Origin of the sequence: Kitasatospora sp. NPDC096204, assembly GCF_044763205.1 — a bacterium.
In the GTDB taxonomy this organism is placed as follows: domain Bacteria; phylum Actinomycetota; class Actinomycetes; order Streptomycetales; family Streptomycetaceae; genus Kitasatospora.
Genome location: NZ_JBIWFT010000005.1, coordinates 34,175 through 48,093, shown reverse-complemented (window position 1 = coordinate 48,093; position 13,919 = coordinate 34,175). Strand labels below are relative to the sequence as shown.

Sequence of the window (13,919 nt, the reverse complement as noted above, 5' to 3'; positions counted from 1 at the left end):
GGCTCCGGCCCGGCTCCGTACCACCGGCCCGGCTCCGTACGGCCGGCCCGGCTCCGTACGGCCGGCCCCGGCCTCCCCGGCCCGCTCCGGGCCGGGCCCGTCGACCACCCCGCCGGCGGCCACTGGTTTACTGCCCCGGGGGTTCATGGGCTTCGGGGGGTCACCGCGCTCGGGAGTCGCGCCCCCGACGGGAGATCCCCGTCGCACCCGGCAGACCCGTCCGAGCGATCCGAGGAACCATGCCAGCCCTGCACCCCCTGCTGTCCGCCTTCGCGCCGATCTGGGCACTCACCGGCGTCGGCTACGTGGTCGGCCGTACCGGGCTGCTCGGGCCGCAGGCCGAGACGGTGCTCAACCGGTTCGTCTTCCACGTGGCGATGCCGGCCGCGCTGTTCCTGATGATCTCCCGCACCCCGCTGGACCGTTTCGCCAACGCCTCGATGCTCGCCTTCACGGCGGGCACCGTGGTGGCGACAGGCCTCGGGCTGCTCGCCGGGCGGCTGCTGTTCCACCGCGAGCCCGGCGAACTGGCGGTCGGCGCGATGGCCTCCGGCTACGTCAACTCGGCCAACCTCGGCATCCCGGTGACCATGCAGGTCCTCGGCGACGCCTCCTTCGTCGCGCCCGTCGTGCTGTTCCAGATCCTGGTGGTCACCCCCGCCGTCCTGGCCGTCCTGGACGGCGGCGCGGCCGGCCGGCGGGCCCTGCTCACCCTGCCCGTCCGCAACCCGATCCTGCTGGCCACCGCACTGGGCGCGCTCGCCTCGGCGACCGGCGCACACCTGCCCGCCGAGCTGAATCGTTCCTGCGAACTGCTCGGCGGCGCGGGCGTTCCGACCGCCCTGGTCACCCTCGGCATCTCGCTGCACAACCGCCCGCCGGTCGACAGCCGTCCGCGCCGCACCGAGGTCGGACTGACGGTCGTGCTCAAGACCCTGGTCCAGCCGCTGGTCGCCCTCGCCGTGGCCGGCCCGATCCTCCACCTGCCGGCCCACCAACTCCTCACCGTGGTGCTGTTCTCCGCGCTGCCCACCGCGCAGAACGTGTACACCTACGCCCGCGAGTACCAACAGGGCACGGCCCTCGCCCGGGACGCGGTGCTCTGGTCGACGCTGCTGTCGATGGCGACCCTGTCGGTGATCAGCTGGACCCTCGGTCCCGCGTAGCCGCGGCCGTTCACTTCTCCCGGGCGGCCGCCACCACCTCGGCCACGGCCGTCAGGAAGCGCCGGGCCGTGTCCAGCTCCCCCGGCCCGAACTGCCGCATCGCCGCGACCAGATCGCCGATCAGCCCGCCGAAGAAGCCCTCCCCGAGCTCCATCGCCCGCTCCTCCACCAGCAGCCGCACCCGGCGCCGGTCCTGCGGGTCGCGCTCGCGCCGGATCAGCCCGAGCCGCTCCAGGCGGTCCACCAGCCCGGTGGTGCCCGCCGAGTTCAGACCCAGCGCCTCGCCGAGCCGGCCGGGGGTGACCACCTCCCCGGCCCTGGCCGCGTCCAGCAGATGGATCAGCGCCCGCAGATCGGTCGGGTGCAGACCGTTGCGGGCCGCGAACTCGGCGCCGAACAGGTCGAGTTCGACGGTCAGACCGCGCAGCAGATGGACCAGCCGCATCGGCTCGGCAACCTCGGACACCCTGTCGTCCTTCCTCGGGCAGGCATGTGCCACTATTCTCTCGCTCAGCGAGATACTTGCTCAGCGTGACACTTGTTGGGCGAGTGGTCCAGCCACTCGGCCGTCATCACACCACACCAGCGGAGGCCCGGATGTCCGCCCGCACCGCCCCCTCCCTCACCCCCTTCCTCGCCGCCTACGACGCCCTGCTCGCCCGCTGGCCCGCCCCGGTCGAGGCGCTCACCGTGCGCACCGCCCACGGCACCACCCGGATCAACGCCTGCGGACCCGCCGACGGCCGCCCGCTCGTCCTGCTCCACGGCGGCGGCGCCACCTCCACCATGTGGTTCGCCAACGCCGGCGCCTGGGCCCGGGCCGGACACCGCGTCCTCGCCGTCGACCTCATCGGCGACCCCGGCCGCAGCGTCCACGACGGCGCCGCCCTCGACGGCGTCCCCGGGCTGCTCGGCTGGCTGGACGCCGTCCTCGACGAACTCGGCGTCCCCCGGGCCGACTTCTGCGGCCACTCCTACGGCGGCTGGATCGCCCTGGAGTACGCCCTGCACGCCCCCGCCAGGGTCCGCCGGCTCGCCCTGCTCGATCCCAGCCTGTGCCTCACGGGCTACCGCCCCGGCTACCTGCTGCGCGCCCTCCCCCTGTTCCTCCCGGGCCGCACCCCGGCCCGCGCGCGCTCCTACCTCGACTGGGAGACCGGCGGCACCCCCGCCCTCGACCCCGCCTGGCGCGAGCTGTACGCCCTCGGCTACGCCGACTTCCCCGCCTCCCGCGTCGTCACCGGCCCCCGCCCCTCCGCCGAGCGCCTCCGCACCCTCACCGCCCCCGTCCTCACCCTCCTCGCCGCCCACAGCCGCGCCCACGACCCCCACCACGCCGCCCGGACCGCCCGGACCCTCCCCCACGCGGAAGTCGCCGTCCTCCCCGACACCTCCCACCACAACCTCCCCATGGCCGCCGCCCCGACCCTCAACCCCCTCCTCACCACCTTCCTCTCCCCCACCCACCACCCCTGACCACCGACAGAGCACCTGCCACCCTCCTGGCCCCGGGTACGAGGCGCCCCCGGCCTCCCCACCGACACCGCCCCACCACGGGCGGCCTGCGCCCACCGCCTCCCCCGACAATGACCTTCGTCGGCGGAGCGGCGGGGGGAACCATGGGCGATCGACCCGACGGGCGGCGCTACTTCAAGGCGCCGATCCGGTTCCCGGCGGACGGGCCGCAGGACCCTGGCACCGGCTGGACGGCCCTAGGACAGCAGCTGCGCGGGAACGTCGGTGGCCCGGGTGAACACCGAGAGCGGGAGCTGGGTGTCGCAGTACTTGTTGCCGGTGGAGACCACGCCGATCACCACGCCGCCGACGACCAGCGGCCCGCCCGAGTCCCCCTTGCAGACGCTGTCGGTCGTACCGGCCCGCGGCAGACCGCAGACCTTGAGCAGCGGCGAGTCGCCGGGCAAGGTGTACGGGTCGCAGGAGGCCGGCGGAGCCAGCGTCAGCTGCGCCTGCTTGAGGTGCGTGCCGGGCCCGTCCGAGCCGGTGCGCCCGAAGCCCAGCAGCGTGGCCGTGCGGCCGTACCGGTACAGCGCCGCGTCCCCCTCGCGGGCCACCCGGGCCGGCGTCTGCGGCAGCGGACGGTCCAGGGTGAGGACGGCGGAGTCGTGGTCCAGGGCGGCGGTGTAGCGCGGGTCCACCCGGTAGTCCTTCACCCGGCGGACCTGGCCGCCGGAGCCGGTCAGGTCGGTCCGCCCGGCGATCACCCGCAGTGAGCGCGGGTCCTGTGCCTCGGCGACGCAGTGGCCCGCGGTGAGCACCTTGGTCGGTGCGATCAGCGCGCCGGTGCACCACTGCTCGCCCGTGGCGGTCTCCAGGGCCACGACGAACGGGTGGGACTTGGTCGTGGTGTCCGATCCGCCGTGGACGGCGGCGGCCGGGGTGGCCCCGGCGGCCAGCAGTCCGACGGCGGCCAGGAGGGTGGCGGTCAGGCGTCGGTTCGAGGTGCGCATGGCGGGGATTCCTTCTGGGTCGGTGGTGCGTGATGCGGCGTTCGGTGCCGTGGCCGCGTTCGGCGGCGGGCGGACGGCGTCGGCCACCCGCCCCTCGGGCTCGGTGCCGATCGCCGCCGGACCACAGACTGTCCCGGGATCCGTCCCGCCCGCCAGCCGTGCCCGGCGGTTCGGGACGATGGAACGGTGACACCCCCCGTGACCTGCGCTTTCGTCGTTTCCTGGAACGCCGTGGCGGGACGGGGAGAGGCCCTGGAACGGGCGGCGCGGGAGCAGCCGGCGCGGGAGCGGCGGCATGCGGGTGACGGCGCGGCGGGCCGGGCGTGGATTCGGCTGACATGCGGTCATTCCGGTGGCGGAGCGTGGTCGGCCTCGGCTTGCGGGTCGGGGCGGCGCCGGTTCGCCTGACCTCACGTCACCGGCATGTCCACCAGCGGACGGCCACCCCAGGAGTCGTCGTGCGTCTGCGAATCCCATCCGTCGCGGCCGCGTCCGTCGCCCTGGTCCTGGTCCAGCCGGGCCTCGCCGGCGCGGCGTCCGACCCCAGCACCACGGTCACGTTCGTCGTCACGTCGGGCGCTCTGTCGATGTCGGTGCCGGTCAGCGCCGACCTCGGCTCGGGAGCGCCCGGCACCCAGGTCGGCGCGCCGATCGGCGCCGTGACCGTCACCGACGACCGCGCCCTCCTCTCGGCCTCCTGGTCGGTGGCCGCGTCGTCGACGGACTTCACCAACGGTTCGTCGACGATCGCCGCCACCAGGGCCACCTACACGGTCGGGGCGGTGACGACGACCGGCACCATCACCGCCACTCCGACGAACATCACGCTGAGCAACTCCCCGCAGGTGGTGGTCACCGGGAGCGCGGGCGTCGGGGACAACACCGCGAGCCGGGATCCGGCGATCTCCGTCGACCTGCCCGCCGGCGCCGTCGGCGGGTCCTACTCCGGAACGCTGACCCACTCCGTTGCCTGAGCGGATGACGCGTGCGTACCGCCGCTGGGTCCTGCTGACGGCGCCGGCCGTCGTCCAGGCGCTCGGGGTGACGCCGGTGACGGCGGACGGGATGCCGCCCAGGCCCGGGGCACCGGGGGCCTCCGGGCCGCTCCGGCCGCTCCGGCCGCTCCGGCCGCTCCGGCGACGGGGCGACGGGCACGGCGGGCACGACGGGCACGACGGGCACGACGGGCCGGTCGTGCCCGTCATCGGAGCACGGGCCGCCGCCGGGCGGTCAGCGCAGGACGGCGAGTTCGGCGACCACGGCGCGGTGGTCGCTGCGCGGCAGGGCGTGCTCGGTGACGTCGACGGCGGTCAGCGCGGGCCCGTGCAGGACGTGGTCGATCTGGATCACGGCCGGGACGCGGTAGTCCGGGTGGTCCTGCGGCCAGGTCGGGAAGAGGCCCGCGCCGAGTTCCTCGTGGGTGTCGGTGAGGCCGGTGCCGATCAGGTCGCGCATCGGCCTGTGGTCGAGGGTGGCGTTGAAGTCGCCCAGCAGGACCGCGTTGTGGGTGCGTCCGGGCGCGGCGGCGCGCAGGTCGTGCAGCCCCTCGGCCCAGCGGCGGGCGTCGCCGAGCGGGTAGTAGGTGTGCACGGCGACCAGCTGCACCGGGCGGCCGCCGACGTCGACGGTCAGGTTGGTGGTCGGCCAGGCCGGGTCGGCGCCGGAGCTGACGGGCAGCCGGGTGTAGAGCGCGGTGTCGGTGCCGGCCGGCCGCTCGCGGTGCGGCAGCAGGGCGCGGATGCCCGCCGCGTCCAGCGCGTCGGCGGCGGAGTCGCTCTGCTCCTCGACCGCGAGCACGTCGATCCGCTGCTCGCGCACCAGGTCGACCAGGGACTTCGGGGAGACCTGCCCCATGAAGTTGTTGCTGGTCGCCACCCGCAGCCGGGGCGCGTCGGCGGGCGCGTCGGCCCCGTCCGGGACGAGCCGGGGCACCAGCCACCACAGCTGCAGCCCCACCAGCACGGCCGCGGCCCCGGCCAGCCACCGTCCGCGCAGCACCGTCACCACCGCCAGCAGCAGCACGCTGAGCAGCGCCGCGTACGGCAGCCCGGCCATCGGCAGGGCCCACACCGTGCCGTCGTCCCACCCGCACAGCCGCACCACCGCGAGCACGGCCGGGCCCAGCAGCAGCACCCCGCACCCGATCAGCGCGGCGCGACGCCAACGGCCTCGGCCGGCGGGCGACGCGCTCTTCGACCTACCGTCCGTCACGGTGCTCCTTCCAGGGGCGGCGGCCGACAGCCGTGATCATCGGCCGCCGTCGTGAAGGACGGACGCGCGCGCCCGGGGCCCGGTTCCGCGCCTCCGGTCGAGGCCCGGGCCCTCAGGCTCTCGGGCCCTCGGGTCTTTCGGGCCCTCGGGTCTTTCGGGCCTTCAGGCCTTCAGGCCTTCAGGCCGTAGAAGCGGATCGGCGAGTTCGGCTCGAACCCGATGCGCGGGTAGACGGGCGCCCCGGCGACGGTCGCGTGGAGGGTGGCGCGGGTCAGCCCGGTGGCGCGGGCGCCCTCGTGGAGGGCCTTGCGCGTGACCGCCTCGCCGTAGCCCCGGCGCTGCCACTGCGGGTCGGTGGCGACCAGGACGACGAAGAGGCGGCCGTCCGTCTCCACGGTGGCGGCGCAGGCGACCGGGACGCCGTCGCGCAGGGCCAGGTAGGCGTGGACGTCCTTCTTCCACAGGACGGATCCGAGCAGGCCGTCGCGGCCGTCCTCCAGGGGGAAGCCGTAGCCGCGGGAGTTGATGTCCGCATAGGCCCGCAGGTGTTCGTCGGTCGCCACCCGGACGAAGGTCAGCTCGGGGTGGGCCGGCTCCGGGACGGGCAGGAGGTCGCCCGCCATGCCCGTCCCCGGGAAGGCGTACCGGAGGCCCGCCTCGTCGGCCGCCGTCGCCAGCGCCGCCCTGGCCTCGTCGGTGAGCAGGTCCTCGAACAGCCAGAGGAAGCCGGGGTGTTCCTTGGCGCGCATGATGTCCGCGGCCTGCCGCAGCCGTTCCCCGACGAGGTCCGCGCCCGCGCCCACGTCGGTCAGCGTGACGCAGTTCCAGAACGCGAACCGGCAGTCGGCCCAGCGCACGGCTATGCCGGGGAGGTCCCGCACGTCGGCGTCGGCGTCACGGTCGAGCACCATGGCCCGCCAGCCCACGGCGAGTTGCCGGACCGATTCGATGGAGTCCGAGAGGTCTGTCACCGTGCCCCCACGCGTCAAGAAGGTTGCCGAACAAGGAACTTGCCAAGATCGGTACGTACCCTACCCGGCGGACGCCGCGCGGTGGCCGGCCGTGCGAAGGGTCCGCCCCGCGACCGGGGACGGACCCTACTCCCTTGGTGGGAAACGGACTTCGAGACGAGGGGCGAAGCGCCGGCTCCCCCGGGGATCTCCCGCTCAGTGCAGGACGTCGAGGACGTTGTCGGCGTTGTTGACGAAGTAGACGGCGTCGCGGTCGAGGTCCAGTGCGAGGCCGAAGAGCGCGCCCGCGCCGGGCGGGGTGCCCTCGTTGTTGATCTGCTTGACCGCCACCTGCCGGCCGGCCGGGGTGGTCTCGACGATGTTGCCGTCCCCGCCGTTGACCGTCAGGACGTCACCGCGGGGTGTGAGGGCCATCCCCAGCGGGCCGTTGAGGGCGCCGCCCGAGGTGACGACCCGCCCGATCCCGGCGCTGTCCTGCCGGTCCAGCGCGTGCGGGATCGCGGTGATCCGGCTGAGCACCGTGTCGGCGACGAACAGCGTGCCGTCGTGGCCGAGGCCGACGCCGGTCGGACCGACCACCAGGGCCGCCGGGTCCGTCCGTTCGGGGAAGCCCGACCCGATCTCGGTGGTGGCCACCCGCTGCGGCAGGCCGCCCTCCTCGGTGCACAGGGTGATCCGCAGGACGGTCCCCCGGTCGACCTGGGCACCGCCGGCGGCGACCGTCCCGTTGAGGACGTTGGTCACGAACAGCTCGCTCCGCTCGCCGAAGCTGACGGCGGTCATGTCCCACGGCCCGTTGATGCCGCCCCCGGCGATGGTCTCGCGGACCGTGCCGTGCTTGTCGAGCACCAGCAGACAGCCGGCCTGGGCGGTGTCGGACGTGCCGTCGGCGGTGGGGAGGCTGCCGACCACGACCCAGCCGCCGGGCAGGACCGTCAGCGCCGTGGTGAGCCCGACCCCGCCGGGGCAGGGGCCCGGCAGGTTGTTCGGGTCGATGGTGGCGAACGTGGTCCGGGTCCCGTCCGGGGTGATCTGGACCAGCGTCGTGCCCCGGCCCTGCTCCCCCGCGGGCGGGTTCGCCGCGTTGTTGAAGTTGCTGACCAGGACGTTGCCCCGGTGCAGGTTTCCGGTGCTCTCCTGGATCGTGAACACGCCGTACGGGTTGACGTCGCCGTTCTCGGGGACGGTGGACGCGACGGTGGACACGGTGTCGAGCCGGTTCAGGAACGGCTGGCCGGCGCCCCCGGACGGGGCCGCGGCGGCGGTCAGCGCGAGGGTGAGCGCGCCGGTCACCAGCGCGCTCGAGCATGCCCGAAGCTTCATGTGTACTGCCTTCTGGAAGGCGGACGGGACCGGTCGTCCCGACCCGCGGAAGTGCTCCGTGTGGCCCCCGGGTCGCCACGCTGGACATCCGCCGCCTCCGCCGCCCGGCGGCATCGGCCGAATGCCGATCACGCCGGGTGGCTGCGAGGGCCTCGACGCGCGCGGGTCGGTGCGCGGGCCCGGAGGCCGCGTCGGCTCACCGGCGGCCTTCGGTGCGGGCCCGGGTCCAGGCCGCCTCGCGCAGCAGGCGCAGGCCGTTGAGGCCGACGATGACGGTGGAGCCCTCGTGGCCGAGGACGCCGAGCGGCAGCGGGAGGGTGGCGACCAGGTCCCAGACCACCAGGCCGGTGATGAACACCGAGGCGATCACCAGGTTCTGCACGACGAGGGCGCGGGCTCGGCGGGAGAGGGCGACGACGGCGGGGACGGTGGCGAGTTCGTCGCGCACGATGACGGCGTCGGCCGTCTCCAGGGCGAGGTCGGAACCGGCCCGGCCCATGGCGATGCCGGTGTGGGCGGCGGCCAGGGCGGGGGCGTCGTTGACGCCGTCGCCGATCACCATCACCTTCCGTCCGGCCGTCTCCTGCTCCCTGACGGCGGCGACCTTGTCCTGGGGCAGCAGCCCGGCCCGCACGTCGGTGATGCCGACCTCGGCGGCCAGGCGGGCGCCGGCGCGCGGGTTGTCGCCGGTGACCAGCATCGGCGCCGTACCCGTCAGGGCGGTCAGCGCGGTGACGGTGGCGGCGGCGTCCGGGCGCAGCCGGTCGGCGAGGCCGAACACGCCGACCGGGACACCGTCGGCCTCGACCAGGACCGCGGTGCGGCCGCCGTCCTCCAGTTCGGCGACGAGGGCGCCGACGGCGCCGTCGGCGCTGTTGCCGAGCCGGGCCGGGGCGCCGACCGCGACGGCGCGGCCGGCCACGGTGGCGGTGACGCCGATGCCGGGGGCGGAGGCGAAGTCCTCGGCCGGCGCCAGGGCCAGGCCGCGGGTGCGGGCGGCGTCGACGACGGCGCGGGCGAGCGGGTGCTCGCTGGGGTGCTCGGCGGCCGCCGCCAGTGCCAGCAGCTCCTCCTCCGCCAGTCCGGCGTCGGCCAGCGGGCGGATGTCGGTGACGCGGGGCGTGCCCTCGGTGAGGGTGCCGGTCTTGTCCAGGGCGACGGCGTCGACCTCGCCGAGCCGCTCCATGACGACGGCGGACTTGACCAGCACGCCGTGCCGGCCGGCGTTGGCGATCGCGGACAGCAGCGGCGGCATGGTGGCCAGGACCACCGCGCACGGGGAGGCGACGATCATGAAGGTCATCGCCCGGAGCAGCGAGCCGGTGAACGCGGCGCCGAAGGCGAGCGGGACCGCGAAGACGGCGAGGGTGGCGAGGACCATGCCGATCGAGTAGCGCTGCTCGACCTTCTCGATGAACAGCTGGGTGGGCGCCTTGGTCTCGGAGGCCTCCTCGACCATCTTCACGATCCGGGCGATCACCGAGTCGGAGGCGTCCCGCTCGACCCTGATCCGCAGCACGCCGGTGCCGTTCAGGGTGCCGGCGAACACCTCGTCGCCCGTCTCCTTGGCGACCGGCAGCGGCTCGCCGGTGATGGTGGCCTGGTCGACCTCGCTCGCGCCGTCCAGGACCCGCCCGTCGGCGCCGATCCGTTCACCGGGCCGCACCAGCACGGTGTCGCCCACGGCCAGCTGCCCGGTCGGGACGCTCTCCTCGGTGCGGTCGTCCAGCAGCCGGGTCGCCGTCGTCGGGGCGAGGTCGAGCAGGCCGCGCACCGAGTCGGCGGTGCGGGCGGTGGCGACGGCCTCCAGCGCGCCGGAGGTGGCGAAGATGACGACCAGCAGGGCGCCGTCCATCACCTGGCCGACGGCGGCGGCGCCCAGCGCGGCCACGATCATCAGCAGGTCGACGTCGAGCGTCTTCTCGCGCAGCGCCTGAAGGCCGGCCCAGGCGGGCTCCCAGCCGCCGGTGGCGTAGGCGAGCGCGTAGAGCGGGCCCCAGGCCCAGGCCGGGGCGCCGGTCAGCTGCAGCGGCAGCGCGATCAGGAACAGCACCGTCGCGGCGAGGGCCCACCGGGCCTCGGGCAGCGAGAGGATCCGCGTCCGCCGACGGGGGGCGGTGCCGGACGCGGCGGCCACCTCGGGGGCGGAGCGCTCGATCAGGGTGGAGGACATGGCAGGCAGGACCCTTCGCACAGGCCACGGGCAGGAGTGACGACCCGATCCACGATACAGGAATACATGAACACATCTTCATGTGTCATCTGTAGTATTGGCGCATGGGTCATGGAGCCGCTCCCGCGAACAACGCCGTCCCGCGCACCCGCCTGGACGCGGACAACGCCGTGCGGGTGGCCACCACCCTGCAAGCCCTGGCCACCCCGTCCCGGCTGCTGATCCTCGCCCGGCTGCGCGAAGGGCCCTGCGCGGCCACCGAACTCGCCCACGCCGTCGGCATGGAGCAGTCCGCCTGCTCCCACCAGCTGCGGCTGCTGCGCAACCTCGGCCTGGTCGTCGGCACCCGGCAGGGCCGCTCGGTGGTGTACGCCCTGTACGACAACCATGTCGCCGAACTCCTCGACCAGGCCGTCTACCACACCGAGCACCTGCGCCTCGGGCTCAGCGACGCCGCCGGCGCCGAGGACGCGGACCTCGTGGACGACACGGTGGCCCGGCCCGCGCCCTGACCGGCCCCCGCTCACCCGCCTCACCGTGCACGGACGCCGCTGCCCGGCCCGCTCGTACGGAGCGGGCCGGGCAGCGGCGGTCGGGGAGGGTGCGGCCGGTCAGCCGTCCGTCTCGTCGTAGCGGCCGTGGCCGAGGCGGCGCAGGTCGAAGGACCAGATGCCACGGCCGAAGGTGGCGGCGTAGAGCTTGCCGTCGGGGCCGGTCTTCAGCTGCTGCACCGCGGTGGTGGGCAGGTTTCGGCCGAGGACCCGCCAGTCGGTGGTGCCCGGTGCGCGGTAGAAGGCGGCGAGGTCGCTGCCGAGGGCGAGGCCGCCGTTGGGCAGGATCCTGACCGAGGTGGCGGGGACGTCGGGCAGGTTGGCCGAGACGTCGGTCCAGTGGGCGCCGCCGTCGCGGGTCTCGAAGAGGTGGCCGACACCGGCGCCGGGGCCCTCGGTCCAGGTCCGCGAGAAACCGTTGAAGGCGACGAAGACGTGCCGGGCGTCGTTCTCGTCCACCGCGAAGGAGGAGATGTAACGGTTGGGCAGGGCGCCGTCGACCGGCAGGTCGAGCTGGTGCCAGCCGGTGCCGTCGGTCTTGCCCACCGCGATGCCGCGGCTGAAGCCGACGTTGTTGCACGGGCCGCACCAGCCCGCGTACACCGTCCCGTTCACGGTCGCCACCGCGGTGGCGACGTGGCCGGCACCCAGGTCGTACGCGCTGGTCCACTCGCTGCCGCTGCGGATCGCGTAGCCCTTGTGCTGCACCCAGACGTGCCGGCCGCCGGCGATCCAGGTGTCGACGTCCTTCGGGTCGGCGGTGATCGGCGCGATGAAGCGGGCGGTGCCGGCGTCCTTGTCCGGCGGGGCGACCTCGTACGAGGTGGCCTTGGCCGGGTCGGTCTTCCAACTGCCGTCGTTGACTGCGCAGTTCTGGGTGACCCAGATGTCGAGGTAGACGTACTCCTCGGCGATGTTGCAGCCGTTGTTCGGGTCGACGATGGTGTCGGCGCCGTCGCCGCCGAAGTTGGAGCCCATCACCTTGTCGTGGGCGCGCAGGATCGACTCGCCGTTGTCCTGCATGCCGCCGCTGACGATCACGCCCCGCCCGGAGCGGTCCGCCGGGTCCTTGCCGACGCCGACCGAGTAGTACTGCAGGGTGTCCATGGTGCCGTCGGCCAGGGACTTCCAGTCCGTGGCGTGGCCGGAGGCGTCGGCCGCGCCGTTGACCGGGCGGCTGTAGATGCCGCCGTCGTTGCCGACGTACACGCTGGACTTGCCCTTGTACCCGCCGAAGGCGACGGCGTGCTGGTCGGAGTGGGTGGTCTGCGGGCAGTCACCGCTCTGCTTGGCCGGGTCGATGCTCCAGCACGGGAAGCCGAAGTTCCAGTACGGGCCCGGGACGGTCCAGGTGGAGCCGCCGTTCTTCGTCTCCAGGACCTCCTCCAGGCCCGCGTAGACGTGGTCCGGGTCGGCCGGGTCGACCTGCAGGGACTGGTTGTACCAGGCCTGGATGCCGGGCTGGTAGCCCTCGTCCTGCAGCGCGGAGCCGGAGTTCCTGAGCTTCTCCTTGTCCGCGATCTGGGTCCACGGCCCGAACGGGGAGCCGGACTTGGAGACGTAGATGCCCTTGAGACCGGTGTCGGGGTCGGTCGCCGCGACCTCGGGCGACTGGTCGATGGCGTAGTAGCGGGAGCCGTCCGCGGAGGCGGCGAAGGTCACGTTGCCGACGTTCGCGGCGTCGGTCGGCAGGTCGCCGAGCGAGCCGACGCGCTGCCAGCTCCCGTCCGCGGCCTTGCTGTAGAAGCCGTTGTAGGTGTCGCCGCCGCGCCAGCCGACCGCCAGCACGACCTTGCCCGGGTCCCTGGGGTCGATCGCGATGTCGTTGGCGATGTTCTTGTACGGCGCGGCCGGGTCGCCGGCCTTCGAACCACCGGGCAGGTACTCGGGGTTGGGGGCGAACTCCAGCACCCACGGGCCCGAGAGGTCCGTCGTGGAGTGGCTCCACACACCCCGGCTGGTCGCCGCCCACACCTTGCCGCCACCGAAGCGCAGCGCGTGGATGACGGTGGACTCCAGCTCGGCGCCGCCGACCCGCATGCCGGGCTGGAACTCGCCGCGCTTCGGGTCCGCGAGCACGTACACGCCGGTGCCGACGTACGAGGTCGCGCCGGTGTTGGACTCACCGGTGGCGTACCAGAGCCGGCCACCGCGGTCCAGGTTCAGGGTGCCCGTCGAGAGGGACGGGAGCCTGTCCGAGATGGACTGCCACTGGCCGCCGCCGGTGCGGGAGCGGAACACGCCGCCGTTGGCGCCGCCCGCGTACACGTAGCCGTCGGCGTCGGCCGCGATCCCGGTGATCCGGCCGGTCACGTACCCGGATCCGCCGCTGGAGTTGGAGTTGACGTCCCGGTAGCGCGGGTCGTCGGAGTCGTACGGCTTGTCGGTGACGTGGTCCCAGTTGCCGCCGGTGTGCGGCATCGACTGCAGCTGCGCCCAGGCCGCGCCGTAGGCGCCCGGCGCGACCACGCCGGGGGCGGTGCGGGCCTCGGTGTACTGCGCGGTGCCCTCGGCGGCGTTCTCCGCCTCGTCGCCCCCGTCCTCCCCGGGGGCCTCGGCCTTGGCGCTGAACGACGGGCCGGCGGCGGCCGCCTGCTCCCGGACCTTCTTCGCGTGCTTCTGCCCGATCTCGGCCTGGTGCCGGGCCTGGTGCGGACGCGGCCCGGGGTCGACGGAGGGTGCGGCGAGGGCCTGGGTGGTGGTCAGCCCGAGCACGGTCAGGGTGACGGCGGGCAGCAGCAGCCGTCGGTGTTGCCTCTTGGGCACGATGGTGGGTCCTCCCCGTACGGCGCCGGGCGCGGTCGCGCGTTCCGGCGGAAACAGAGCGAAGCCTTGCGGGTCTGCCGTCGCTGAGGAAGGTCGGCGACCATAACGACTTATTAAAAGCTTTACTGTTGAAAGCTGTTGCATTCACCCAATGGCAGGGTGACGAACGGGACCCGCTCCTCCGTCACCCCTGCCGGGGCGTTGCCCGCATCCGGAGGTCCCCCGGTCCGAACGACGCTCCCGGGACGGGGCGGAGCTTCCCCTGACCGGGCAGGTGCTCCGGGCTCCAG

11 protein-coding genes are annotated in these 13,919 nt (G+C 74.1%); 4 read left to right on the top strand and 7 right to left on the bottom strand.

Annotated features, from left to right (window positions below; translation table 11 throughout):
- Positions 1-239: 239 nt before the first annotated feature.
- Complete coding sequence (locus ACIQ87_RS07225) at positions 240-1,166, top strand: AEC family transporter (RefSeq protein WP_402402829.1); 927 nt, start codon at positions 240-242, stop codon at positions 1,164-1,166.
- A 10-nt stretch (positions 1,167-1,176) separates the two neighbouring features.
- On the opposite strand, the gene ACIQ87_RS07220 is transcribed toward ACIQ87_RS07225, so the two are convergent.
- Positions 1,177-1,611 carry a MarR family winged helix-turn-helix transcriptional regulator gene (locus ACIQ87_RS07220; protein WP_402403351.1) on the bottom strand — a complete coding sequence of 145 codons (435 nt, stop codon included), beginning with the start codon at positions 1,609-1,611 and terminating at the stop codon, positions 1,177-1,179.
- A 152-nt stretch (positions 1,612-1,763) separates the two neighbouring features.
- Between ACIQ87_RS07220 and ACIQ87_RS07215 the strand changes: the two genes are divergently transcribed.
- Complete coding sequence (locus ACIQ87_RS07215; RefSeq protein WP_402402826.1) at positions 1,764-2,642, top strand: alpha/beta fold hydrolase; 879 nt, start codon at positions 1,764-1,766, stop codon at positions 2,640-2,642.
- A 236-nt stretch (positions 2,643-2,878) separates the two neighbouring features.
- On the opposite strand, the gene ACIQ87_RS07210 is transcribed toward ACIQ87_RS07215, so the two are convergent.
- Complete coding sequence (locus ACIQ87_RS07210; protein ID WP_402402823.1) at positions 2,879-3,634, bottom strand: S1 family peptidase; 756 nt, start codon at positions 3,632-3,634, stop codon at positions 2,879-2,881.
- Positions 3,635-4,092: 458 nt separating this feature from the next.
- Here ACIQ87_RS07210 and ACIQ87_RS07205 point away from each other — a divergent pair, with 458 nt between their 5' ends.
- Positions 4,093-4,608, top strand: coding sequence for a hypothetical protein (locus ACIQ87_RS07205; protein ID WP_402402821.1), 516 nt, complete (start codon positions 4,093-4,095; stop codon positions 4,606-4,608).
- Between the two features lie 256 nt (positions 4,609-4,864).
- On the opposite strand, the gene ACIQ87_RS07200 is transcribed toward ACIQ87_RS07205, so the two are convergent.
- The 4 genes from ACIQ87_RS07200 to ACIQ87_RS07185 form a co-directional block, all read right to left on the bottom strand.
- Positions 4,865-5,845 (bottom strand): endonuclease/exonuclease/phosphatase family protein, encoded by a 981-nt coding sequence (locus tag ACIQ87_RS07200; protein WP_402402818.1) that lies wholly within the window; start codon positions 5,843-5,845, stop codon positions 4,865-4,867.
- A 170-nt stretch (positions 5,846-6,015) separates the two neighbouring features.
- A complete protein-coding gene (locus tag ACIQ87_RS07195; RefSeq protein ID WP_402402815.1) occupies positions 6,016-6,816 on the bottom strand; it encodes a GNAT family N-acetyltransferase in 801 nt (266 codons plus the stop codon).
- A 195-nt stretch (positions 6,817-7,011) separates the two neighbouring features.
- Positions 7,012-8,139, bottom strand: coding sequence for a hypothetical protein (locus ACIQ87_RS07190; protein WP_402402812.1), 1,128 nt, complete (start codon positions 8,137-8,139; stop codon positions 7,012-7,014).
- Positions 8,140-8,335: 196 nt separating this feature from the next.
- Positions 8,336-10,312 (bottom strand): heavy metal translocating P-type ATPase, encoded by a 1,977-nt coding sequence (locus tag ACIQ87_RS07185; protein ID WP_402402810.1) that lies wholly within the window; start codon positions 10,310-10,312, stop codon positions 8,336-8,338.
- A gap of 104 nt (positions 10,313-10,416) precedes the next feature.
- On the opposite strand from ACIQ87_RS07185, the gene ACIQ87_RS07180 reads away from it, so the two are divergent.
- A complete protein-coding gene (locus ACIQ87_RS07180; protein WP_402402808.1) occupies positions 10,417-10,824 on the top strand; it encodes an ArsR/SmtB family transcription factor in 408 nt (135 codons plus the stop codon).
- A gap of 99 nt (positions 10,825-10,923) precedes the next feature.
- On the opposite strand, the gene ACIQ87_RS07175 is transcribed toward ACIQ87_RS07180, so the two are convergent.
- Positions 10,924-13,629: a glycosyl hydrolase gene (locus ACIQ87_RS07175; RefSeq protein WP_402402805.1), complete on the bottom strand. Its 2,706-nt coding sequence runs from the start codon at positions 13,627-13,629 to the stop codon at positions 10,924-10,926.
- Positions 13,630-13,919: the final 290 nt, after the last annotated feature.